Raw genomic sequence first — 23,167 nt, 5'->3', positions numbered from 1 at the left:
GCCGACCATGCATTTTTCGGAGTGCGCAGGCCGGCTCAGGGGCGCTAGTGCCCATAGGGCTGGCAATCCTTGAGTGGCTGCTTTCCGGGCCGCTGTCCGGTCATACGCTGAATGACGGAAATTGGCCGGTGGAGCCACTGCCCGGCGCCGCATTTCAAGCAGACTTCATCGGTCAGAGTACACGCGCCAGGTTTTGTACCTCTCTATCCGAAAAAGGTTGGGCTATGCAGTGCGCCACCGTGACAGTGGGCCCGGTGTGCTTGTCGCACTCGGCAGCAGCCGATGGGCGTGGCGTGCAATCGGGAAGTCGAAAGTGCCGCGCAAGTTGATGCCATCCAAGCGAGTCGGTGCAATCTGGCGCAGATCTTCGGCACGCATGGCTTCGCCACCGATGGCCTCAATCGCGTCCAGCGCGCGCTGCATGTGCAGCTTGTTCCAGGCCATCACGGCATTGGACAGCAAAGTCAGGGCCGACGACACCGCAGCCAGCGACGCATCATGCCGGGTCAGTTCGATTGGAATCTTGCCGTAGTGGATGGCCCGCTGCACCGTGTGGACCGCCTTGCCACGGTTCAAGGCATGCTGCATCTCATGGCGGAAGGCGCGATTGGTGAAGTAGTCGATCAGGAAGATCGTGCGAAACAGTCGGCCGAGATGAACGCCGGCTTCATAGACGGGCTGACCCCTCGCCGCCGCGCCAAAGCGCGTGAGCGCCTGGACGGCGGTGCATTGCCCGCTCTGCACCGATGCCGCAATGCGGACCAGTTCGTCCCAGGCGCGTTCGATTAGATCCAGCCGGACATCCGAGTCCGTCACCGCAGCCAATTCCGCCCGTACATCGTGGTCCCTGGGCACATGGAGACGGCGGTCGCGCAGATGCGCTAGCCGTGGACAAAGATCAAAGCCTAGTAGCCGGGACAGGCTCATGGCGAAGTCGGTAAAGCCATGGGTATCGACCGCCAGCTGCGCCACGTCTTCCGAGCCACTCTGGCGGATGACGCCCTCGATGGTTGCGCCGGCCTGCCGCTCGTTTAGCAGTATCGGCTGGTCATAGAAGATGCCCCAGCGGTCGCGGACATGCGCGTACATGCCGATCGATGCCGTGCGTCGGCGCGGATCGGCCCGTGGCCCGCCAGACCGTGCGCGTGGTCTCCAGCGACATCATGTCCGACGACGCCAGATCGGCGCGTCCCCAGTGCTGAGCGATCGGGTGCTGGTGCATGAAGACCAGGACAGCATCGGCGGCCTGGCGCAGTTTGCGCTCGTCTGCGATGCGATGCATCATCTGCGCGGATCGCGCTGGGCGACAACTCCGGCACCATGCGTGCGAGGTCTGCCGCCGACATCGACGTGCCGTGCGCCAGCACCGCGGCGTAGACCATCAGCAGCTCAGTGCGAGAATGCGGTTCCCGGCCCAGCAGGAGCCAGCTGAAGTGCGTGCTGCTGTCAATCTCCAGCAGGATTTCCGGCAATTGCCCACCGGGGTGCCGCTCGAACAGCGCGCGTCGCAGCGCCTCCACGGAGGCTTCCGGTTTCATTGCCGTGAGCGGATCGATATGGATCGCGCTATCGATTTTCAGTTCGCCACGCTGGACAGCGTCGCGCAGCCTGGCGAGCCCCGCATCCAAATGTGCCACGACGGGCTCGAGGAATGTCTTGGCGTCCTGCGGCGGCTTGAGGTGGCCGTAGAAGTGATTACGTCGGGCTTGCCAAGCCTCGTTGGAAATTAGTAGGGCCGCCTGGCTACGGTAGGCGAAGCTGTGGTCCAGGAAGACCGAGCCATTACGCAGCGCCACCCGCAGGGCAAACAGCGTCCCCCATTCGAAGGCGGCCAAGGCTCGCTTGCGATCCTGGCCCTCCAATGCTGGCTGCCAGGCGCGTTCCAATCGAATCGTCACCTTATCGGGCAGCCAGTCGGCCTTGCGCGCATAGAGCTTGCGAAGCACCTCCATGGCCTCGATCACCGGGTGGGCCGACTGGGCGGCGAATGGCAGGCGAACCAGCCTGCCCAGCATGGCCCTGGCTTGCCGGTGTCGTGACAGGAGTTGTGCGCGGATCAGACTGGCTCGGCTTGGCAGATTCTGGGAGGTCGCCGCATCGGCTAGGGCGCCCAATTGCTGGCAAAGGGCCTCTCGTGTCAGCGTCTCGTCGGCAACCAGCGCCTTGACCGCAGCGGCGAATTCCCGCAGCTTGACGCCAGGATCAGGCCGGCCGGCGTCGATCAGGCGTCCTGCATCGTTGATGGACTTGCGAATCCAGTGCCGCAGCATGGACGACAGCTGATCCGTGGCCGCACACAATGCATAGCGCAAGAAGCATGCGGCTTCCAAGCGGCGGGACTGTTGCGCAACCCGCTTGCTGACTGACGCCGGGCGATTCGCACAACGCCGCGCGTAGTGGCGAACCACTGCCTCATTCCAGACCACCGGCCAGCCTTGGTGGACGCCCAACTGGTACAGCCGGTCGATCTTGTCAAACAGCTCGCCCATCTGATGCGTGGAATTGCGCAGCGGAACCGCCCACAGCCATTGCTGGAGGCTAGTGCGATCGCCTGACGGCCGAGGGAGCAAGTTGCCCCACGCGTCGAGAGAGGCCTCGCCGTAGGCTTGCATCAGCGCTTCAGCCAGCGCTGCCTCGCAGGCCTCCACCGCCTGACTAATCAGCCGCTTCAGCGCCCTGTCGTGCGGGATCAGGATGCGATGCTCGTACAGCCAACGTTTCAGTTCGTGCAGCGGATCACTGCGGCTCGGTTGGCCTGCCAGGCGCTCCTTGAGCCAGCGCGTCACGTAACGCCGCTGATGCTCGGCCATCGGGCTGAACCCGAGGGCTTGATAGGCCAGCATCTGGTGGTCCACCAGAGTATCTGTGCGCCCGTCATAGAGCGCGCCCAGCGTGCCCATATCAGGCGGCGTGATGCCGAGTTGCGCGCCAACATGGGCCCAAAGGAATTTGGGTACCTGCTTGTAGGCATCGAGAGTGCGCCCAGTCATGCGGACAAAGCCGATGTGGACGGCACAGGCCAGGCGGTACAGATGGCTGCGCCGCGTGTCGATCAGGGCCCGCTCCTTGGCGGAAAACGTGAAGAATGTGGCAAGCTCGAACTCGCTGAGTTCGCGCGGAATCTGCCGCATGCCCAGATACGCCAGCTGCCAGTGATCCATCGCGCTCTCCAAGCGTGAGACGGACCGCCAGACAGCAACTAATTGATTTACATGGGTATTTTGCCGGTCGTCGCCCGGAAACCCGCATGGATGCTAGGGATCGCTATCCTGGTAAATTGCAGCAAAATCAAGGAGACTCCATCCTTCCATTGCCGTCGGCAAGGTAGGTAAAGGTTTGCGCAACATATGCGCCGGATACCGTCAGGTCTTCGCGCCGCGCCGCCGCCATATCAGTCGACCGCGGTCTGTGGACTCTGCGGACACAGTGCGGAAGCGCTGCGGCTGATTTCTTAAGAAAGGCTGACAACCCCGGAGATACCGGGGAAGGGAGGGGCCGACTCCGCCCGCCGCTTTGTGCCTCGTTGCGAGGCCTTTCACTCGGGCATGCTAGCGGCGTAGCCTGCGGGGCAGCACCAAGCTGAAACGGGCGATTCGGTCCCATGCACCATAGCGCCCTTCGATGCGTCCCAAAGGGAGGCTAGCCAAGATCCGGCGCACAGCTTCAGTGGTCACGTTGATGTCGCGGCGCTCGCGCAGCTTCTCGGCCGCCAGGGTCAGGCCGAAGTCGGCATAGTGTTCCCGAAGCCAGCCTAGCGCTGCTGCTTCGCGCTCGCCAGTCAGGCGGTTGTCGTTGGGTCGGCCGCGCTTGCGCGAGATTAGCCTGGCTGAGCCTTCCAGCCGGTAGCGCTCCAGTACCGCCGCCGTTGCCGGTCAGTGATCTCCAACCGTTCGGTGGTCACGCCAGGCTGCAACTGACCATCCATGACCCCTGAACGGTCTTGGGCCTGTCTATCTCGCGCATGCTTACTGTAATGACCTCCCAACGCGCGCGTCAATAAACTTGGGAAACAGGGAGCGGCGAGCGGAAACGTCAGGCCATCTCTAGCACCAAGTTGCGATAGATGTCCCGTGCCGCCTCCAGCTGTTCTAGCGCGATCGATTCATCGATGGTGTGAGCGTCCTCCTCGCACCCCGGGCCCAGCCCTATGGTAGGGATTCCGCGGCGACCGGCCGATTCGGAGCCATTGGTGCAGAACGCCCAGCTTCCGATCTGCGGCGAGCGCCCGGCTTGCGCGATGGCACGCACCGCGGCTTGCACGAACGGTGTACTTTCCGGTTGCTGCCATGCTGGCAGCCAGCGGGTTGGCCGCGCGGATTCACCGGTAAAGGTCCGCACCTCCTCGTCGGAGACGGCCAGTGCGAAGCCCTCCACGCCCTTGTTGCGCAGGCAAGCTTCAATCTGGCCAAGAATGTCCTCGCGGGTCTCACCGTCCAGTGTGCGGCGGTCGAAGCGGATGGTGGCTGATGTGGGGATCATCGAGATCGACGGATAAGGCGACGATACGATGTCCGTCGGGACCAGCAACGCGGCTCCAAGGACCGGATCGGCCGGCAGTTGCAGGCCCTGCAGCGCCGTCAGCGCACGCGCGGCGGCGAGCAGCGGATTGACGCCGAGGTGCGGCGTTGCCGCATGCGCGGGTTTGCCGTGGAAGGTGAGCTGGATTTCGAGTCGGCCCTTCTGTCCTGTCTTGACCTGCAGTTTCGATGGCTCGCAGATGACCACCGCCGCAGGCTCGCAGCGGCCCAGCACAGAGGCCAGCGCGTGCCCTTCGATGACTTCCTCCAGCACGTTGGCGGACACCGCGATGCGCCTGCGCAGCGGCCGTTCACGCGCCGCCGCTGCCACGCCGCAGATGGCTGCGGCGATGCCGCCCTTCATGTCGGTGCTGCCGCGTCCGTACAGCCGGCCATCGTGGATGGTGCCGCCGAATGGGTCGTAGCGCCACGTACCTGTGACCGGTACCACGTCCATATGGCCGTCGAAGAGCAGTGCCACGTCCGCGTCCTCGGGGCCGATCAGACCAATCACGCTGCCGTTGCGGTCCGTCGTCACCGACGTGAAGCCGGCTTCGGCCATGCGCCGCGAAAGGAACGCGGCGAGGTCGCCCTCTTGTCCGGACAGGCTGGGAATGCGCACCATCTCGCGCGTCAGCGCGGTGACATCGCTGAGATTGCCTACGGGATCAATCATGTTAGTGTTTCCCTTGTTATCAGCGGCTGACCAGCGCGGCCGGCACGCGCAACACTAGCAGCGCGCCGAGCACGGTGAAGGAGGCGAGGAAGTACATGCCCCAGTCGGTCGAGCCGGTCAGGTCCTTGATCCAGCCGATCGCATAGGGGCTGGCAAAGGCGGCGAGGCCGGCGAAGGAATTGATCGCCGCAATGCCGGCCGCCGCGCTGCGCCCTTCGAGGAAAGCAGTTGGCAGGCTCCAGAACAGCGGCGAGCAGACCATGCACCCGGCCGCCGCTACCGACAGCATCGCGACCGCGAACGCAGGGTTATGGCTAAACATCGTGCTAAGCGCCAGGCCGGTGCCGCCGACGAGAAAGGGAATGACCATGTGCCAGCGGCGCTCCCGCGTCTTGTCGGAATGCCGGCATACCAGGATCATCGACACCACCGCGAATGCATTCGGGATCGCTGTCAGCAGGCCGACGTCAAGCAGCGAGACCACGCCCGTCGAGCGGATCACCGACGGAATCCAGAACGCCAGGCCGGACAGGCTGGAGACCGTGCAATAGCAGATTAGCGCCATATGGATCACGCGGCGGTCGCGGAACAGCTTGAGCAACGATACATGCTCGGTCTTGTTTGCTTTTTCCGCCGCGATGTTATGCGCCAGGCGGTGCTTCTCGGCCGCGCCTAGCCAGCGTGCCTCGGCGGGGCTGTCATCCAGGTACCAAAGCACGGCAAGACCCAGCACTACAGACGGAATCGCCTCGAGCAGGAACATCCATTGCCAGCCGGCAATGCCGTAGTGCTGGTGCATACTCTCCATGATCCAGCCGGACAGCGGGCCGCCAAGAATGCCGGCCACCGGCACCGCGGTCATGAAGACCGCGATCACCTGGCCGCGGCGATGCGACGGAAACCAGTAGGTGAGGTACAGGATGATGCCGGGATAAAAGCCGGCCTCGGCGGCGCCCAGCAGGAAGCGCAGGATGTAGAACTGCGTCGGCGTTTTGGTCAGCGCCATGGCGGCCGAGATGCAGGCCCACAGGATCATGATGCGCGCCAGGGTCTTCTTGGCGCCAATGCGGTGCATCAACACGTTGCTCGGCACCTCGAACAGAAAGTAGCCGATGAAGAAGATGCCGGCGCCCAGGCCGTACACCGTGTCGCTGAATTTCAGCTGGTCCAGCATCTGCAGCTTGGCGAAGCCGACGTTGACGCGGTCCAGGAAGGCTGCCACGTAGCAGGCCATCAGGAAGGGCAGCAGTCGCCAGGCCACCTTGCGGTAGAGCGCGTTGTCGTGCGCGGCCATGGTGTCCGACGTCGTGTCAGGAGCTGCGGCCGGGGCGTGCAGCGCCGGCGCGGAATGCAGGGAATCGCTCACAATGTTCCTCCTTTGGATTTGGTGAGACAACAACGCCCCCTGCGGGCGCCCACGGGCGCCTGCATGTTCTTTTTATGTCGACTAGGGAAGGGGGCGGAAAGGTGCGCCGGCTACGCAGCGGCTAGCGCTTGCGGCGGCGTGGCGCCCCGCTGGCTGGTGATGCGGCCGTAGGCTTCGGGGCGGCGGTGCCGTTCGAAGTTGAAGGTTGTGGTCTTGTATGACTGGCACAGGTCGAGGTCGCAGCGCGCAATGGCCAGCTCGTCGCCCTTGGTCGAGCAGGCCGCGACGATCTCGCCCGACGGCGCGATGATGCAGGTGCCGCCGATCATCTCGCAGCCTTCTTCCTTGCCGGCCTTTGCCACGCCAACCACCCAGGTGCCGTTCTGGTAGGCGCCGGCCTGCATCACCAGGTGGTTGTGGAACATCGACAGGTCATCGTGCTCCGGCGCGGGCGGGTTGTGCACGGGCGTGTTGTAGCCCAGCAGGATCATTTCTGCGCCTTGCAGGCCCATCACGCGATAGGTCTCCGACCAGCGGCGGTCGTTGCACAGCGCCATGCCCATGACGCCGCCGAATCCCTGCCAGACGCCGAAGTCGTTGCCCGGCTCGAAGTAGCGCTTTTCCAGGTGCTGGAAGGCGCGCCACGGCTCGTGCTGGTCGTGGCCGGGGAGATGCACCTTGCGGTATTTGCCGATGATCCTGCCATCGCGGCCGACGAGGATGGCGGTGTTGTAGCGCCGTTCCGCGCCGCCCTCGAGCGCCAGTTCCGCATAGCCGAGGTAAAAGCCGATGCCGAGCTGCGCGGCGGTGTCGAACAGGATGCGCGTCTCGGGACCGGGCATCTCGCGCTCGTAGAAGGCGTTGAGGGCTTCCGGGTCTTCCATGTACCAGCGCGGAAAGAAGGTAGTCAGCGCGAGTTCGGGGAACACCACGAGGTGGCAGCCCATCTCGTGGGCATGGTGCAGGTGGGCCAGCAGGCGGGCGACGACGTCGCGCCGCGAGTCGCTGCGCTGGATCGGGCCGAGTTGGGCTGCGGCGACGTGGACGAAGCGGGACATGAGTGTAGGTCTCCTGTTATGCGGGGGAATGTCAGGCGGCAAGTTCGAGCATTAGGTCGAGCAGCACGTCGGCGCCGGCCTGGATGTCGCGGTCATGGGTCAGTTCGGCCACGTTGTGCGACAGGCCGGCCACGCTCGGCACGAAGATCATGCCGGCGGGACACATGCGGGCAAGTATTTGGGCGTCGTGCCCGGCGCCGCTCGGCATGCGCCGCACGCTGTGTCCATGCCGGCGCGCGATGGCTTCGACGCGGTCGACCATGCCGGCGTCGAACGCCACCGGTGCGAAGTCGGCCAGCGTGCGCTGGCTGAGGCGAACGCCTTCCGCCTGCGCCACCTCCTGCGCATAGCCCAGCGTGCGCTGCACCGCATGCTCCAGCACGGAGCCATCGGTATTGCGCAGGTCGACCGTGAACACCGCGCGGTTCGGGATCACGTTGACGAGGTTAGGGAAGCACTGCACCTGCCCGACGGTTGCAAGCTGCGCGCCGCCCAGCTCGCGCGACAGGTCGCGCACGAAGCAGGCGACGCGCGCGGCGACCAGGCCGGCATCGTGGCGCAGCCCCATCGGCGTGGTGCCGGCATGGTTGGACGTGCCCGCTACGGTGAACTCGGTCCAGTGGATGCCCTGCACGCCGGTGACCGCGCCGATGGTGATGTTCTCGTGCTCAAGCACCGGGCCCTGCTCGACATGCAGTTCTACAAAGGCATGCACGCGGTTGCGGTCCACTGGCGCCGGGCCGGCATAACCGATCCGGGAAAGGTTCTCGCCAACCGTGGTGCCGTCGATGCCCCGCGTATCCAGCGCCTGTTGCAGCGGCAGGTCGCCCTGGAACACCAGGCTGCCCATCATGTCGGGGGCAAAGCGCGCGCCTTCCTCGTTGGTGAAGAAGGCAACTGCCAGCGGACGGCGCGTGACGATGCCGGCATCGTCCAGTGCGGCCATCACTTCCAGGCCGGCGAGCACGCCGAGATTGCCGTCATAGCGCCCGCCGGTGCGTACGGTGTCGATATGCGAGCCGGTCATCACCGGCGGCAGGTCTTCGCGGCCGGCGCGTACGCCGACCACGTTGCCGATGCCGTCGATGCTGACCGCCAGTCCCAGCTCGCGCATCCACGACACTACCAGGTCGCGCCCGGCGCGGTCTTCGTCGGTCAGTGCGAGCCGGCAGACTCCGCCTCCATCGATGGCGCCGACTTCGCCGAGCAAGGCGATGCGGCGCAGCAGCCGAGACACGTCGATGCGCGCGGTCCGTGCAAGGTCAAGCGTCGCGTTCACGCTGCCTTCCTCACGTCTTCCGGCAGGCGGCCGACGATGCGCCGGTACAGCGCCACATCGGTTGCGCCTTCGCTGCCGAACACCAGCACGCGGCTCGCCGCGCTTAGGCCAAGCTGTTCACGCACGGCAGGGTCGGCCATAGCGCCAAGGCAGCCGGCTAGCCCGGCCACTGCCGATTCGCCGGCGACAATTGGGGCATCGCCATAGCGACTGTCGGCCAGCAGGCGCACGCTTTCCAGCGCTGAGGTATCGTCGATGGTCAGGAAGGCATGTGCGCCCGGATGCAGCACTTCCCACGCCAGCAGTGAGACTTCGCCGCAGGCGAGCCCGGCCATCACCGTGTCGAGGTCGCCATGAACGGCCACCGGCTTGCCAGCGCGCGCGCTTTCATACAGGCAGGCGGCCTTGTCCGGCTCGACGACGATAAAGCGGGGGCGCTTGTCGCCGAGCGTTTCCCAGAAGTGCGCGCACACGGCGGCGGCAAGACCGCCCACGCCGCCTTGCAGAAACACGTGGGTCGGCAGCTGGCCGTCTGGCAATTGGCGCAGCGCCTCGTCCGCCATCACCGCGTAGCCCTGCATCACGTCCTTGGGCACTTCCATATAGCCTTCATAGGAGGTGTCGGACACCACGAAGCGCCCCAGCCGTGCCGCATCCTCGGCCGCCTGGCGCACCGAGTCGTCGTAATTGCCGGCGGTGCGGACCACCTGCGCGCCGTATTGCTCGATGGCGACCTTGCGGCCTTCGCTGACGGTGGCGTGGATATAGATCACGCACTGGCAGCCAAAACGCTGCGCGCCCCAGGCCACGGAGCGGCCGTGGTTGCCGTCAGTGGCGCAGGTGACCGTGATATCGCGCACCGCGTCGGCATAGCGGCCCGCCAGCAGGTCATCAACCGACACGTCGCCCACGCCGAGCCGGATGCCGATCTCGCGCAGCAGCAGGCGGCTGACCGCGTAGGCACCGCCCAGCGCCTTGAAGCTGCCCAATCCGAAACGGTCCCCTTCGTCCTTGTAGAGGATCTGTGCGACACCGGCGGCGTGCGCTAAGCCATCGAGGGCGACCAGCGGCGTTGGTGCGTAGCCGGGCCAGCGGCGGATCTGCTCGGCGGCGCGGACAAACGCTTCGCCGCCGAGCACGGCTTGCTGTCGCGCGCCATAGGGCGCGCCGGGCGTGGCAGCCGGGTTTAGCGCGCACTGCAGCTTCAGGTGGGGGAGCGGGTGGTTCAAGACAGTCTCCTAAAGTGAGTTCTAGCGATGTAAGTCGCCGTAGTGGTCATGTAGCGATTCGATTTCCTCGAGCCGCTCGCGCGCCGCGTCGCCGAGGATCAGCGCGAGGCTTGTGCAAAGGTGGTTGATCAGGCTGACGGCCGCGACATAGGAGTCGAACACCGCCGCGCCGTGGTTGACGCAGCGAAGCACCACGTCGGAGCGCGCCGGCAGGTCGGTCGCGCTGGGGTCGGTCAGGATCACGACCTTGGCGCCGACGCGGTTGGCGTGGGCCACCATGGGCCACAGCAAAGTCACGCGCCGGCGAAAATCCATGACCAGCAGCACGTCGTCGGCGCCGAGGTCGGCCAGGTCTTCGGCAAGGTTCAGCCCAGCGCCCGGCGCCAGCGTCACGCCCTGCCGCAACTGGGTCAGCAGCGCCCACGCGTATTGCGCCAGTACGCGGCCGTTGCGGAAGCCGGCAATAATCACCCGCCTGGCGTCGGCGAACAGGGCGACCGCGCGCTCGACATCGGCCTGGTTCAGACGGTCGAAGGTCTGGGCGAGGTTCTGCAAGTCGTTGGTGAGATGGCGCGCCAGCGGCGCATGTTCGTCGGCGGGGGCTTGCACGCCGGCCAGCTCGTACAGCGGCGAGCCGCGATCGGCCTCGTCACGCAGCAGGGCGCGGACTTCGTTGAAGTTCTCGTAACCGAGGCGGCGGAAAAAGCGGCCGGCAGTGGCCTTGGATACGCCAGCCTTCTGCGCCAGCTCGGTGGCCGAGTAGGCGGCAAGGTTGCCTATGCATTCCAGAGTCACGGCGGCCAGGCGGCGCTCGCTTTCAGTGAGCTGGTCGTTTAGCCCGAGGATCTTGTCTTGCAACGATGAGGTCATAATTTGGTCCGAATGAAACTTCGGTTTCAGAAATATAGGGCTATGAAACTATTGTGTCAAATAAAATTCAGCATGAAACACGAGTTTCATCCAGATTGTCGCGTACTGGGTGCGCCGGGGCGAGAGTGGTGACTCTCTCACCCCTTTGTTACAAATGCGGCTCGCGTGGCACTTCAGCCCACATCCTGGCCCGCCCGTAGCGTGATACGCCCCAGGCACCCAAGTTGGCAGCCGAGTACATCAGCTGCGTCAACCGCATCAGCCGTCAATTGCATTCCCGCGAGGGCACAACGCGAGCATGTCGAAGCGCTGCATGATCCTGCGCACTGCGCCATGGTGCTCAGGTCCCGGCGGCCAGGGTCATGCCGAAGTCTGCGTAGCTGTCGCCAATCATCCTGCGGACAAGCGATTCCAGCCGGGAGAGCTGGCGGTTGCTATCACAACCGCGCTTGCGCGAGCCCAGGCCGAAGGGACCGCCCTCACGGTAGGGCAGTACCAGACGTTCCACCTGACGGCACGCCTACAACAAGACCACAACGAAACAGGCTCGCTCTGCAGTCGAATATCAACAACAACTGGTCGCGATCAAAGCGCTCGTTTGTGACAATACGCGCCCGGCAGAAGTCCGACTTGCAGGAGATTGGGACACTGCTTGGGGAGCTACAGGCCGAGACTCCCTCACACCAGGGAGGGCGCCCGCTATCACGAAAACATAACCAACGCAATTAGCGTATGACCCGTTGGCGGAGATTGCCCCAAGAAAGAACAATGTTTTCGCGGCGTTCAATCGCCATTCTGTTTCAGTCCTGTACACGACATCAGCTGCCAAAGTTGCCAGCGTAGATGTTGGGCAATAAAGCCCGAACTGGTCCCTAACCCGGACCGGTTCGGGCTTTTTTTTTGTGCCTCTTGCTGCCATTTTTCAAAGCGGATGACCGGGTCCGAGGGCGCAGCTTTGCCTGCAGGAATGATGGATCGTAGCGATGCGTGTTAGAGCGCCGGGTTCAACGTGGATTTTTCCATTCCTAAAGGAGCATCGACATGAGACACGGAGACATTTCCAGCAGCAACGACTGTGTAGGCGTGGCAGTGGTCAACTACAAAATGCCTCGCCTGCACACCAAGGCGGAAGTGCTGGACAACTGCCGGAGCATCGCCGACATGGTGATGGGCATAAAGCAGGGCCTGCCCGGCATGGATCTGGTGATTTTTCCCGAGTATTCCACGCACGGCATCATGTACGACGCCAAAGAGATGTACGACACTGCTTCGGCCATCCCGGGCGCGGAAACCGAGATCTTCGCCGCCGCCTGCCGCAAAGCCAATGTGTGGGGCGTGTTTTCGCTGACCGGCGAGCGGCATGAGCAGCATCCCGACAAGGCTCCCTACAACACCCTGATCCTGATGAACAACCAGGGCGAGATCGTGCAGAAGTACCGCAAGATCATGCCCTGGGTGCCGATCGAAGGCTGGTATCCCGGCGATTGCACATACGTTAGCGAAGGCCCTAAGGGGATGAAGATCAGCCTTATCATCTGCGACGACGGCAACTACCCCGAGATCTGGCGAGACTGCGCCATGCGCGGCGCCGAGCTGATCATTCGCTGCCAGGGCTACATGTACCCCGCCAAGGAGCAGCAGATCCTGGTTTCCAAGGCGATGGCATTCATGAACAACACCTATGTCGCGGTAGCGAATGCCGCAGGTTTCGACGGGGTGTATTCGTACTTTGGGCACTCGGCCATCATCGGCTTCGACGGCCGCACGCTGGGCGAGACAGGCGAGGAGGAAATGGGCATCCAATATGCTGAGCTGTCCAAGAGCCTGATCCGCGACGCGCGCAAGAACGGTCAGTCGCAAAACCATCTCTTCAAGCTGGTGCACCGCGGCTACACCGGCACCATCAACTCGGGCGACGGAGACCGGGGCGTTGCCGCCTGCCCGTACAGCTTCTACAGCCAGTGGGTCAACGATCCCGAGGGCACACGTGAGATGGTCGAGTCGTTCACCCGTACCACGGTGGGTACGCCAGAATGTCCCATCAACGGCATTCCCAACGAGGCGCCCCGGCACCGCTAAGCCAGCCCAGGCCCCGGCAGACTTGCATTTTCCGGGGCCAAATCTCAACTCGCAAAAGGGGCATTCATCATGCTGGGTGTGGCACTGTTTTTTATTGGAGCGGTTCTGATCGTCAACGGCGTTGGGCTTACCGGTCGCATCGAGGGCAAGGACGTCGCCCCCTTTAATCTGCTGGTGGGCTTGCTGGCGCTGTTCATCAATGGCCTGGGGCTGTACCGCGCGGCCGCAACGCCGGACTTCTTTGCAACGGCCGGCGGTCTTTTGTTCGCCTTCACCTACCTGTTCCTGGCTGTGGTGCAGTGGTGGGCGCTGAAAGGCGTGGGGCTGGGCTGGTACTGCCTGTTCGTAGCGGCCAGCGCACTGGCTTTTGCCGCCGCCGCGGGCGACGTTCGCTTGATCGTCATGTGGCTTCTATGGGCCAGCCTGTGGTTTTTCTTCTTTCTCGCGCTGGGGCTGGGCAAGTCGCTGCGATTCCTGCCCCGTTACACGATAGTGGTCGGTATCGCGACGTGCTGGGTGCCGGGACTGCTGATGTTGATGGGGAGGTGGTGATGAATAGGTACGCACAAGGCTTCTTGCGCGCGAGCGCGGAACGCTCGGATCCGCTGGCGGAATACCGCATCGAAAAGGAGCCCTATTACCGTCCGAACGGCAACGAGCGAGAACTCTACGAGCAGGCTTACCGCCATCGCATGCCGCTCATCCTCAAAGGGCCTACGGGCTGCGGCAAGACCCGGTTCGTGGAGCACATGGCATGGATCCTGAACCGCCCGTTGATCACACTCGCCTGTAACGAGGACATGACAGCTTCGGATCTGGTGGGCCGATATTTGCTGGATGCCGACGGCACCGCATGGCACGATGGTCCGCTCACCATGGCGGTGCGGTATGGCGGTATTTGCTACCTGGACGAAGTGGTAGAGGCACGCCAGGACACGACGGTGGTGATCCATCCGATGACGGATGCCCGGCGTACCTTGCCGCTGGACAAAAAGGGCGAAGTGGTGCATGCGCACCCCGATTTCCAGTTGGTGGTGTCCTACAACCCCGGCTACCAAAGCAGCGCGAAAGACATGAAGCCGTCCACCCGCCAGCGGTTCGCGGCGCTGGAGTTCGACTACCCGGCTGCTGACATCGAGGCCGACATCGTGGCGCACGAGTCAGGGATCGCGCCCGAGTATGCGCACAGGCTCGTGGCCCTGGCCCACAGCACACGCGAGCTAAGAAACCGCGGTCTGGATGAAGGCGCCTCCACCCGCATGCTGATCTATGCCGGACAGTTGATGCGCAACGGCGTTTCTGCGCAGGACAGTTGCGAAATGACGATCATCCGGGCGCTCACCGATGATCCGGATACCACCCAGGCACTGCGTCAGTTGACCCATGCCCAGTTCGGCGCTTGACGTGCGACATATGGTTACGCGCCCAGCATCCAGTCGTAGCTTTCAGGGCCGGCCGCCGTGCAAAAATTCGCAGGCCTTGCCGTCCGCATGGCCCTTGGATGACAAGACGCAGCCTTGGCATCGCCTGAGCATGCTCGCTTGCGGTCTGGCGCTGCAGCCCGTCAGCGCACAACCGCTGCAGATGAGGGAGGCGCCGGCTTCGCCCTCAGGCGCGCCCAAGCCGCCTCCCTCACGTGCCGTGCTAGTAGCAGGCCACGGGCGCGCGGGGCAGGTCATGCCAGGCTTGCTGGTGCCGCCGATGGTGGATGGCGCGCCAGCACACCGGGAGGCAGGCTTGCAGGAAGCCATGGTGGCGCATGCCACAGCGCATCTGCGCTACTCACCCGCAGGCCAGCCGGGCAGCGCACTCAAGCCCATGGGGCAGGCCGTGGTTTCGGCCATCGAGGATGCGCGGGTCGAGCGCCTGTTGATATTGGCCTATCCGGGTGTGCGCTGTTGGTTCGAGGCGCATCTGTGCGCCGAGCCCGAACCGTCAGACCTCACCTTTCCTGCCTTCATGGCGCGACTGGACCGTATCCTCTTACTGCGCGCCAGTAGCAGCGGCAGCCATTGGGTGAACAAGGCTCGCGATCTGTTCGAGCAAACTGCGAGCAGGCATGGCCTGGAAGACTACGCTGCTTTCCGGGCCATCGCTTCGATTCTGGCCAATGACCTGGGCCAGATGCGTGTGCGGATGGAACCGCAGCACTACTGCGTGCCGACTCCCTACCGGGATGACAACAGCTATCTGTGGCAACACCCAGAGTCCCAGCCGGGTGATGATGCGACGCTGTCGCTGCAACAGCCCGCTGCCACGCCGCCTCCCGCGGGCGTCGCGCCGGTCGGGCAGCCCGTCCAAGCAGTCGCGCCCCAGGAGTTCGCGCTGGCGCGCTATACCTATCCCGAGTGGGATCGGAGGATCCAGCGGATGAAGACCGACTGGTGCACCGTGATCGAGAAGCTGCCGGCCTGGCAGGGCCAGGATGCCGCGCCGGCAGGCGGGCTGCCAGCGGCGCACAAGATTGGCGGCATGCTGCTGCCGCATGCTCGCCGTCTTGACCGGCGCTATCGGCAACGCCGCCAATGGGAAGGCGACGATGTGGATCTTAACGCCGCGATCGAAGTGCATGTGAGCCGGCGGCTGAATCTGCGGCCAGATCCGCGCCTGTTCTTGCGGGCCGGCCGCGGCCCGCGGCCCACCAGCCTGCTGGTTCTGCTAGACGTATCGGCGTCGGTCAACGATCTGGCCGCCGACGGCCTGAGCCTGTTGGACATCGAAAAACAAGCTGCTCTTCTGTTGGCGCAGTCCGCGACGAAGGGCATCGACCGGCTCGCCATCCACGCGTTCTCGTCGAATACCCGGGCCGAGGTGAACTACTACCGCCTTCTGGACTTCGGACAGCCCTGCACGCCGGCAGTCGCTACCACGGTCAGTGCACTACTGGGGCGCTATTCCACGCGCATGGGGGCGGCGCTGCGACATGCCAGCAGCCTGCTGCAATCCGAACCCGACGGCCGGCGAACGATGCTGATCATCACCGATGGTGCGCCGTCGGACATCGATGTGCATGACCGCCAGTACCTCGTCGAGGATGCGCGGCAGGCGGTACTGCATGCGCGGCATGCCGGCATACGCATCTGCTGCCTGGCGGTGGATCCCCATGCCGATGACTATGTGCGCCATATTTTCGGCTGGCGCAACTTCGGCATTGCCGATGATGCGCAACACCTGCCGCAGCGGCTGGCTCACATGAGCGCGCGGCTGGCGGCAGGCCGCTAGGTAATGGCGCGCAGCAGCGGTACGTCATGGCCCCGATTTGAAGTAATCTGGCGTGCGACCGCGATGGATTGCGACAAGCACATCGATTCGCCATGCCAGCGGCACGGACAGGAGACAAACCTTGGCACAGACTGATCCCATACGCATCGGCATCCTTTACTCGGAAACCGGCGCCACTTCCACCATTGGCCAATCGCAGCTGCAGGGTGCCCTGCTGGCCATCGACGAAATCAATGGCGCGGGCGGCTTGCTGGGCCGGGAACTGGTTCCCGTGTGCTACGACCCCGCATCCACGCCTGGCCGCTATGCCGAGCTGGCCGAGCAGCTCATCGTGCGCGACGGCATCAATGTGATCTTTGGCTGCTACATGTCCAGCAGCCGTAAGGCTGTGATTCCCGTGGTGGAAAAATGGAACAAGCTGCTCTTCTACCCCACACTGTACGAAGGCTTCGAGTTCTCGGGCAACGTCATCTACACCGGCGCAGCGCCCAACCAGAACAGCGTGCAATTGGCAGACTTCATGACCAGTAATTTCGGCGCGCGAGTTTACCTAATCGGCTCCGACTACATCTATCCCTACGAGTCCAACCGCATCATGCGCGAACTGGTGATGCAATACCCCGACAGCGAGATCCTGGGTGAGTATTACCTGCCGCTCGACGCGACCGAGCGCGACTATCGCACCATCATGGAAGACATCCGCAGCAAGCAACCGGATTTCATTTTCTCCACCGTCGTCGGCGACTCCACCGCCAGCCTGTACCGGGCCTATGCCGATGCAGGCTTCAACCCAAAGACCATGCCGATCGCCAGTCTCACTACTTCCGAGGCGGAGATTGCACAGATGGGCTATGACGTGGCCAATGGCCATTTCACAGCGGCGCCATATTTCCAGTCCATCGACTCACCCACCAATCACAGTTGCCTGACCCATCTTCGCAAGCGACTCGGCGACCATTGCCGGCCCAACCTGTGCTGGGAAGCTGCCTACTTCCAGACGTATCTGTTTGCGAATGCGTTTTGCCAGGTGGGCAGTGACAACATCAGCGAACTGTTGCCTCACCTGCTGGGCAGCGAGTTCAATGCCCCCCAGGGCCGTGTGCGGGTGGACCCCGGCAATCACCATACCTGGCTGTATCCGCGCGTGGGCCGGGCCAATGCGCAAGGCGGCTTCACCATTGTGCGGCAGGCTACGCGGCCCGTTTCGCCGGATCCTTATCTGGTCACCCATTCGCTTGGCGACTGGACGGCAAAGCTCGATACCTTGGAGGCCTGAGCGTGGATCAACATCCCTCCCACAGTGCCGCGCCGCAAAATACGGGCAAGCGTCACCAGGGAAAGCGGCCCCTGTTGCACGCCACGCCGCCCCAGCTCAGGGAACTGCGCCTGTTGAAGGTGGTTGTCATCCATCCCGATGATGCTGACAGCCGGCTGCTTACCCAGCAGTTGCAGCGCATCGGCTGCCAAGTACAGACCATCTGGCCTCCAGTGCAAAGCCTGCCCGACGCGACCGATATCGTGTTCATGGTGGTGCGGCCCGACTATCTGCACCTTCGCCTTGGCTGGGTCGACGGGGAGCACGCGCCCACCCTCATCGCCATCGTGAACTACGAAAACCCAACCATTGTCTCGGCGGTGCTCGACCTTAAGGTGCAAGCCGTTTTGCCATCGCCCATCCGCTCATTTGGTTTGCTCTCCACCTTGGTGGTGGCTCGCAAAGCGCACAAGGAAAGTTGCCAGCAACAGCGGCGCATTGCCAAACTGCAGACCAAGCTGCTGGGACAGCGGCGGGTTGCCGAAGCCAAGGCCATCCTGATGCGCACCCACCAGGTGAGCGAGGATGAAGCCTATGATCTGCTACGCGAACAAGCCATGAACAAGCGAAACTCCATTGAGGACGTCTCCGAGGCAATCGTGCAAGCGAGCGAACTACTCTCGATGAAGAAAAGGGATCAGCCACATAATGGATAGCGCAATTCCTGCCGTGTCCTGGTTGGGAAACAGACGGTCATAGGAGGCCAGCTAGAGTTTCCGGGTGCGGAGCAGGTGTGGCTGATGATGGCCGTGCCCAAGCGGCGCGCATCGCGCGCCGAGACCTTGCCGGCGAAGAAGACCCAGGCATGCGCGCCCTGGCCGGAACGGGAAATCTCCAGCGCGACTGGCACACCAAGTTCACTGCAGGACTGCACGAAGGCACCGGCATCGTCCCGCCACTCGGACTCATCGAAATCGGCGGCGAGGAAATAGCAGGTGTTGTCTTCCATCAGCGGATAGATGCCCACCGTGTGCTCACCGGTCAAATGATTGTAGATGACCTGATCAGAGAGCGGGATCAGCAATCGGTTGCCGCAGTCGCCGCACTTGATGCGCGGTTTCTCGCAGACGCCGGTGCGCCATTCGTTGGCGCAAGCCGGCGCGTAGCCGGACTTGCCGGTGGATTTGCTCTCCCAGCGGATCGGGTAGGCATCCGTGCGGCCGCGAAACAGCTGGCGAAACAGCGCCACCTTGTCGACCGTGGAAAGGTGCCGTTGTTCCGTCTCCTGAACGGCAGGCGCGGCTTCCTTCGGCGGCAAGCGCCAGTCGATGCCATGCGCTTCCAGCAGCGCGATCAGGCGGGCGTTCTCGGTTTGCAGCGCGGCGAACGAATTACGATCAGCCATCGATGCCATACTCGGCCAGCAATGCATCCATGTCATCGCCCACCCTGTAGCCGAAACTGTCTTGTTCCGACGTGCCGCATTCACGGAACGTGTCAGCCGCGTTATTGCGTTTGCGCGTAGCCACTCTTGTCATCATCCTCTCATAGTCGCTGGTTGGATTGCCATTGAGTGGACGAACAATCGTCACCGGTTCCTTCAACACCCACCGCCGGGGCGGTCAGAAGCTAGGGCCGGCCCGAGCATCACACGGACCGCGAAGACGTAAGCATCCTGACGTACGCCGGCAAGTCCAAGCACTGGTAGCCGGCGGCCGTCAGCACCCGAGCCTCTTCGTCAGAAAAGACCGGAGAGAACAGCGCCTTGGTCAACGTCCACCCTTTCACCCGGCGTCCTTCCTTTGTCGACATGAATCGCTCGATGTGTCGCTCAAATTCAGAAAGCGAGGACCGGATGTGCTTGCTCGCACTGCGCTTACACGAGCCGAAGCGGATGCGCCGCGCGTCCTCGTCGAGTGCGACGATGTCGATTTCGATCGCGTTCTGTTCGTCTCGCGGCCGATTCCAGTACCCCAGCTCGATCGAGGTCAGCGAGAAATCGCCGACGCCCTTTCGCGAGCACTCTACGTGCAACTGACGAATCAGTTTCTCGAATGCGTATCCCTCGTGCCCGTGGAGCCGAGGGAGCGTCAGATCGATCGCTTTCGATAGCGGGCGCATGCGGGAAGCGTCCCTCGCCGGCTTCACGACCCACAGCCACGCCTGCAAAAAGTTGTCTGTGATGTAATAGCGGGCATTGCGGCTCTTGCTCTCCGAGAACACCGGGTGGCGCTTGTCGACCATATGGTAATTCTCGACCAAGCGTTTGACTGTGACTTTCAACGACGCTTCGTCTTCATCCCGCAGCAGTGTGCCGACCAATTGCCCGTGGCTCGAGCCTGGATGTTCCGCGAGAAAGTTTAAGACTGAGAGGAGTCTGCCCTTCACCTCACGGAGGAAGGATGTGTCTGCCTCTTCGGCCAGAGGACTGCCTTCGCGAAGGAACATCCGCTCGAGCAAGGCTTCCTGAAACCGGGCGCCCACCTGAAACAGGCCTTGGTCATACGCGTCCCGATAGAACTTGGGAACGCCCTCGAAGAAGCCCCAGAGCGTGAGCCAATGTTGCGGATCGCGGATATCGTGTGCCCGGTACACCTCGATTAAGTCCTCAAAATCCCAGTGCTGCAGATCGATGGTCGCAGTGAGCCGCCCAAAGAGCGGCGCACCCTTGTCGTCGAGTAGAGCGCTCATTTCCGACTGCAGGGAGCCAAGGACAAACAGTCCACCCCCGTGCGTATCGCGCAACCGGTCAACTTGCTCCTGCAGGAAGGAGTTGAAGGCGTAGAGCCTCGCCTGCGTGAAATACTGGAATTCGTCCAACACGACGATTAGGCCACGACGGCATAGATGACCGATTACGCCGGCCATCGAGGCGAAATCAGTGACTTGAGGGGCCAATGCATTGGCGATCTCGGATTCGCAGTCTTCCAGCGCCCGGCGGAACCCAGCCGCCACATCTCGCTCGTCCGAGTCTGGTATTTGCATGTAAACCATCCTGGCGAGTAGCGACGGTTCGCTTTTGGATAGCTCACGCAGCAGGGTCGTCTTGCCAATGCGTCGTCGGCCTTGGATGCGGCAAAAGAACCAGTATGGGCCATGGACAATCCGGTCCAGCGTCTCCAACGTGCCCATCCGTCCGTAGAATTCCCAAGCCATTATGGTATCTAGTTTTTAGTTACATCGAAGTATCTTAACGCGTGAATGCCCGCAAAGCTAGGTAGGAGATGGCTTTCGGGCGACGGAAATCAGCTCCCTCAACGGAGGGGGTGACCTCCGGAAACGCGCAAATTTCGATTTTTACTGTAAGATACACGCATGTATCTTACAACTAAATGACTAATAAGTATTTTGTGCGCTACCGCAATTGTGCAAAATGCAACGGGCTCGAAAGTGCCTCAGGAGCCACGCCCACCATGACGCACTATGGTTGCGCCCCTCAAAGAGAGCCAGGACTTCGGCCCTTACGTGCGAGCAGAGGTGGCGCCGCACGGTAAGCCACGCTGACGATAGCGCCTGCTTCGATTCCAGCCATACCGCCGATAGAGGCCGTTGGGATGCTGCCCGATCCGATCGCAAAGCGCCGGCTCCAGCCCATTGAAGAAGGCGCTGACTTGCGCCGCTGTGTGCCAATGCCGCCGATGGTTTCCTGCAACTCCGGCAGTGCCGTGCCTTCCCGATGGGGATGTACAGGTCGACGTATTCGGTTCGTATCGTGTCGCGAAGTGATTCGCCTCTCGAGCACAGCTTGTTGATTATAATTTCACGATCACGAAACAATAATAAAAGCCTGTCGGAACAAGTCCGAATGCCACGACCACTCCCTGATTCGACGCCTCCATCGCGCGCAACCATCCGTACCATTCAGCAACTGGGCGACCGGATCCGAGCTACTCGGGCCGGGGACGGGATGCCCATTGACCAGGCGGCAAGGAGTTGCGGTGTCTCGGTTGGCATGCTGTCTAAGTTAGAGAATGGCAAAGGTGTTAATTTTGAGCATGTCCTGCGTGCACTGGACGGACTGGGTTTGACAATGCTGGTCGTGCCCAAAGCGCATGCAGGTTTGCTTGAGATGGCGGCGACACATGCGCTCACAACGGATGACTCAGCAACTTGGGAATAGCATGCCCGCAGATTGGCGTCGGCAGCCCGGCTGCCCGAAAGCGAATGCGCTCTAAAGGGGCCGGGGCTCCATCCAAAGCTTCTGTGTGACGATTGCGGTGCATGTCAGGCGGCTTGCGCAATCACTGATTGCCACACGCGGAAGCCTGTGGGCATGAAGATCGAACTCCGAGGCGCTGTTTGGGAGAGACTCTTTCCTCATGCTTTCACGTTAAGGCGGAAACCGCAGCCGAGGTCGTTGCCAAGAAGCTTTACCACCGCGGGGACCGGGCCACGGCACGGGATCTCTTCGACCTCTGCGTCGTGGTCGAAAAGGAGCCAACGGCGCTGGTGCGCCTGCTGCGCCGTTATTGCTTCGGCACGCGGCCACGTTTGTTAGTCAGGTCCAAGCCGGGCCACCCATCATGCGCGAGCAGTTTGACCGGATACAGCGCATCAGCTTCGATCGGAGCTTCGTTGACTGTGTCGAGCTGGCAGGGGATTTTCTAGACTCCCTGGAGAAAAACTGACGCCGCGCTGCTGACGCTGTGGGACAGAGAGCACCGGTAAGCCTCAGCATTAGACCGAAAGCAGCGTGCTTTTGCGATCTCTTACCCAACGCTAAGTGCTTTATAGAGCATGTTTCGCATAATAATAATTATGTTAAATATGGTGGGCGGTGCGCTGCTCGGTACTATGCTCCCTCAACCCGCAGTGGACCGCAAGACAGCGACTCACGGCTTGCGGGCCTTTTGGTCGCCGTCGAATTTGACGACTGTGCGGTCTACAAGCATCATTTGCCTTCGAATCGGCGGTTATTTGGCTGATCACTGAATTGGAATTCCACCATGATGAATGTCATGACCATCGGCGGCTACAAGGCCGTCCTCTTGTTCGACACGGAATCGGCAAAGTTTCGCGGCCAGTTTGTTGGTTTGACAAGCGAAGTAGTGTTCGAGGGCACTGACATTGCTGCGCTACAACACGCCGGCGAGCTGGAGTTAGAGGCATTCTTAGCTGAATGCGAGCACAGCGGTGCGACCCCCGCTCAAGCGTTCACGGGTAAGCTCGCGCTAAACATCCCTACCAAGCTTCATGAAGCTGCGGCCGTCATAGCGACGGCGAATGGGGTTACCGTCGAGCAGTGGGTTACTGAGGTGTTAGAGGCTGCGGCTTCATCGGTCATTGGGCCGCTTCAATAGGACCAGCGATTTCGATGGTGCCCCCATGCACCAATCACGCAGCCGGCGGCCAGCGCCACCAATGGGGCTGGAACTCTGGATAGGACACCCAGTTGAGCCGGTCCGGGGCAAAGGCAGGACGTTGATCGTCTTTTCTGGACACAGTGAGTTCCCGCCGAAAGGTAGTTCGGTTCATTCATCTCAGTTCGGACCCATATTCCTGTCGCCAAGAATCGTGATGGCTCGGATTTATCGGTGAACGGCTTTACCTCTGTCGGCCAAGCGGATGGCTCGTTCATTCAGGTGGCCTCGAATCACTACCTAGCACAATGCGCCT

The 23,167-nt window shown here is 62.5% G+C and carries 20 protein-coding genes and 1 pseudogene; 9 read left to right on the top strand and 12 right to left on the bottom strand.

The genetic code is table 11. The annotated features are described in order from the left end of the window. Positions 1-222: 222 nt before the first annotated feature. The 9 genes and pseudogenes from AC3FMM_RS17095 to AC3FMM_RS17055 form a co-directional block, all read right to left on the bottom strand. Positions 223-3,161: pseudogene (locus tag AC3FMM_RS17095) on the bottom strand (Tn3 family transposase). Positions 3,162-3,548: 387 nt separating this feature from the next. Beyond that, the gene (locus AC3FMM_RS17090; protein WP_488687168.1) at positions 3,549-3,854 is read right to left on the bottom strand and encodes a helix-turn-helix domain-containing protein; all 306 of its coding nucleotides are present in this window, start codon (positions 3,852-3,854) and stop codon (positions 3,549-3,551) included. Positions 3,855-4,032: 178 nt separating this feature from the next. Beyond that, a complete protein-coding gene (locus tag AC3FMM_RS17085; RefSeq protein ID WP_488687086.1) occupies positions 4,033-5,193 on the bottom strand; it encodes a YgeY family selenium metabolism-linked hydrolase in 1,161 nt (386 codons plus the stop codon). Between the two features lie 19 nt (positions 5,194-5,212). Then, positions 5,213-6,547 carry an MFS transporter gene (locus AC3FMM_RS17080; RefSeq protein ID WP_488687167.1) on the bottom strand — a complete coding sequence of 445 codons (1,335 nt, stop codon included), beginning with the start codon at positions 6,545-6,547 and terminating at the stop codon, positions 5,213-5,215. Positions 6,548-6,669: 122 nt separating this feature from the next. Beyond that, positions 6,670-7,617, bottom strand: coding sequence for an N-carbamoyl-D-amino-acid hydrolase (locus tag AC3FMM_RS17075; protein WP_488687085.1), 948 nt, complete (start codon positions 7,615-7,617; stop codon positions 6,670-6,672). Between the two features lie 31 nt (positions 7,618-7,648). Next, positions 7,649-8,896: a M20 family metallo-hydrolase gene (locus AC3FMM_RS17070; RefSeq protein WP_488687084.1), complete on the bottom strand. Its 1,248-nt coding sequence runs from the start codon at positions 8,894-8,896 to the stop codon at positions 7,649-7,651. After that, positions 8,893-10,125: a diaminopropionate ammonia-lyase gene (locus AC3FMM_RS17065; RefSeq protein ID WP_488687083.1), complete on the bottom strand. Its 1,233-nt coding sequence runs from the start codon at positions 10,123-10,125 to the stop codon at positions 8,893-8,895. The genes AC3FMM_RS17070 and AC3FMM_RS17065 overlap by 4 nt, the downstream gene beginning before the upstream one ends. A 21-nt stretch (positions 10,126-10,146) precedes the next feature. After that, complete coding sequence (locus AC3FMM_RS17060; protein ID WP_488687081.1) at positions 10,147-10,995, bottom strand: MurR/RpiR family transcriptional regulator; 849 nt, start codon at positions 10,993-10,995, stop codon at positions 10,147-10,149. A gap of 340 nt (positions 10,996-11,335) precedes the next feature. Continuing rightward, positions 11,336-11,503: a hypothetical protein gene (locus tag AC3FMM_RS17055; protein ID WP_488687080.1), complete on the bottom strand. Its 168-nt coding sequence runs from the start codon at positions 11,501-11,503 to the stop codon at positions 11,336-11,338. A gap of 533 nt (positions 11,504-12,036) precedes the next feature. On the opposite strand from AC3FMM_RS17055, the gene AC3FMM_RS17050 reads away from it, so the two are divergent. The 6 genes from AC3FMM_RS17050 (at position 12,037) to AC3FMM_RS17025 (ending at position 18,267) form a co-directional block, all read left to right on the top strand. After that, positions 12,037-13,074 carry an aliphatic amidase gene (locus AC3FMM_RS17050; RefSeq protein WP_488687079.1) on the top strand — a complete coding sequence of 346 codons (1,038 nt, stop codon included), beginning with the start codon at positions 12,037-12,039 and terminating at the stop codon, positions 13,072-13,074. A 69-nt stretch (positions 13,075-13,143) separates the two neighbouring features. After that, positions 13,144-13,626 carry an AmiS/UreI family transporter gene (locus tag AC3FMM_RS17045; RefSeq protein ID WP_488687078.1) on the top strand — a complete coding sequence of 161 codons (483 nt, stop codon included), beginning with the start codon at positions 13,144-13,146 and terminating at the stop codon, positions 13,624-13,626. Continuing rightward, entirely contained in the window at positions 13,626-14,477 is an 852-nt protein-coding gene (locus AC3FMM_RS17040; protein ID WP_488687077.1) for a CbbQ/NirQ/NorQ/GpvN family protein, read from the top strand. The genes AC3FMM_RS17045 and AC3FMM_RS17040 overlap by 1 nt, the downstream gene beginning before the upstream one ends. A 274-nt stretch (positions 14,478-14,751) precedes the next feature. Next, positions 14,752-16,296, top strand: a complete 1,545-nt coding sequence (locus tag AC3FMM_RS17035) for a nitric oxide reductase activation protein NorD (RefSeq protein ID WP_488687076.1) — start codon at positions 14,752-14,754, stop codon at positions 16,294-16,296. A 121-nt stretch (positions 16,297-16,417) separates the two neighbouring features. Further along, positions 16,418-17,572: a transporter substrate-binding domain-containing protein gene (locus AC3FMM_RS17030; protein WP_488687075.1), complete on the top strand. Its 1,155-nt coding sequence runs from the start codon at positions 16,418-16,420 to the stop codon at positions 17,570-17,572. Between the two features lie 71 nt (positions 17,573-17,643). Then, the gene (locus AC3FMM_RS17025; protein ID WP_488687166.1) at positions 17,644-18,267 is read left to right on the top strand and encodes an ANTAR domain-containing response regulator; all 624 of its coding nucleotides are present in this window, start codon (positions 17,644-17,646) and stop codon (positions 18,265-18,267) included. Here AC3FMM_RS17025 and AC3FMM_RS17020 read toward each other — a convergent pair. Genes AC3FMM_RS17020 through AC3FMM_RS17010 form a run of 3 tightly spaced genes read right to left on the bottom strand, consistent with a single transcriptional unit; the run spans position 18,249 to position 20,707 of the window. Beyond that, a complete protein-coding gene (locus AC3FMM_RS17020) occupies positions 18,249-18,956 on the bottom strand; it encodes a TOTE conflict system archaeo-eukaryotic primase domain-containing protein (RefSeq protein WP_488687074.1) in 708 nt (235 codons plus the stop codon). The two genes, AC3FMM_RS17025 and AC3FMM_RS17020, sit on opposite strands and share 19 nt — an antisense overlap. After that, positions 18,949-19,155 carry a hypothetical protein gene (locus AC3FMM_RS17015; protein WP_488687073.1) on the bottom strand — a complete coding sequence of 69 codons (207 nt, stop codon included), beginning with the start codon at positions 19,153-19,155 and terminating at the stop codon, positions 18,949-18,951. The genes AC3FMM_RS17020 and AC3FMM_RS17015 overlap by 8 nt, the downstream gene beginning before the upstream one ends. 43 nt (positions 19,156-19,198) lie before the next feature. Then, the gene (locus tag AC3FMM_RS17010) at positions 19,199-20,707 is read right to left on the bottom strand and encodes an ATP-binding protein (RefSeq protein WP_488687072.1); all 1,509 of its coding nucleotides are present in this window, start codon (positions 20,705-20,707) and stop codon (positions 19,199-19,201) included. A 520-nt stretch (positions 20,708-21,227) separates the two neighbouring features. Here AC3FMM_RS17010 and AC3FMM_RS17005 point away from each other — a divergent pair. The 3 genes from AC3FMM_RS17005 to AC3FMM_RS16995 all read left to right on the top strand — a co-directional run bounded on the left by AC3FMM_RS17005 (position 21,228) and on the right by AC3FMM_RS16995 (position 22,851). Continuing rightward, positions 21,228-21,671 carry a helix-turn-helix domain-containing protein gene (locus AC3FMM_RS17005; protein WP_488687071.1) on the top strand — a complete coding sequence of 148 codons (444 nt, stop codon included), beginning with the start codon at positions 21,228-21,230 and terminating at the stop codon, positions 21,669-21,671. A 128-nt stretch (positions 21,672-21,799) separates the two neighbouring features. Further along, positions 21,800-22,159, top strand: coding sequence for a nucleotidyl transferase AbiEii/AbiGii toxin family protein (locus tag AC3FMM_RS17000; protein WP_488687070.1), 360 nt, complete (start codon positions 21,800-21,802; stop codon positions 22,157-22,159). Positions 22,160-22,497: 338 nt separating this feature from the next. Next, a complete protein-coding gene (locus AC3FMM_RS16995) occupies positions 22,498-22,851 on the top strand; it encodes a type II toxin-antitoxin system HicB family antitoxin (RefSeq protein ID WP_488687069.1) in 354 nt (117 codons plus the stop codon). Positions 22,852-23,167 lie beyond the last annotated feature (316 nt).

Source organism: Cupriavidus sp. 207A1, from assembly GCF_057798955.1.
Note: the sequence above shows the minus strand (reverse complement) of the source record. Positions and strands in the feature narration are given on the sequence as shown.

What these genes read in the sequence shown, in the direction of transcription:
- AC3FMM_RS17040 (WP_488687077.1), top strand. Translation starts at nt 13,626, where the DNA reads ATGAATAGGTACGCACAAGGCTTCTTGCGCGCGAGCGCGGAACGCTCG.
- AC3FMM_RS17005 (WP_488687071.1), top strand. Translation starts at nt 21,228, where the DNA reads ATGGGGATGTACAGGTCGACGTATTCGGTTCGTATCGTGTCGCGAAGT.
- AC3FMM_RS17020 (WP_488687074.1), bottom strand. Translation starts at nt 18,956, where the DNA reads ATGGCTGATCGTAATTCGTTCGCCGCGCTGCAAACCGAGAACGCCCGC.
- AC3FMM_RS17060 (WP_488687081.1), bottom strand. Translation starts at nt 10,995, where the DNA reads ATGACCTCATCGTTGCAAGACAAGATCCTCGGGCTAAACGACCAGCTC.
- AC3FMM_RS17045 (WP_488687078.1), top strand. Translation starts at nt 13,144, where the DNA reads ATGCTGGGTGTGGCACTGTTTTTTATTGGAGCGGTTCTGATCGTCAAC.
- AC3FMM_RS17010 (WP_488687072.1), bottom strand. Translation starts at nt 20,707, where the DNA reads ATGGCTTGGGAATTCTACGGACGGATGGGCACGTTGGAGACGCTGGAC.
- AC3FMM_RS17050 (WP_488687079.1), top strand. Translation starts at nt 12,037, where the DNA reads ATGAGACACGGAGACATTTCCAGCAGCAACGACTGTGTAGGCGTGGCA.
- AC3FMM_RS17035 (WP_488687076.1), top strand. Translation starts at nt 14,752, where the DNA reads ATGCCAGGCTTGCTGGTGCCGCCGATGGTGGATGGCGCGCCAGCACAC.
- AC3FMM_RS17085 (WP_488687086.1), bottom strand. Translation starts at nt 5,193, where the DNA reads ATGATTGATCCCGTAGGCAATCTCAGCGATGTCACCGCGCTGACGCGC.
- AC3FMM_RS17075 (WP_488687085.1), bottom strand. Translation starts at nt 7,617, where the DNA reads ATGTCCCGCTTCGTCCACGTCGCCGCAGCCCAACTCGGCCCGATCCAG.
- AC3FMM_RS16995 (WP_488687069.1), top strand. Translation starts at nt 22,498, where the DNA reads ATGATGAATGTCATGACCATCGGCGGCTACAAGGCCGTCCTCTTGTTC.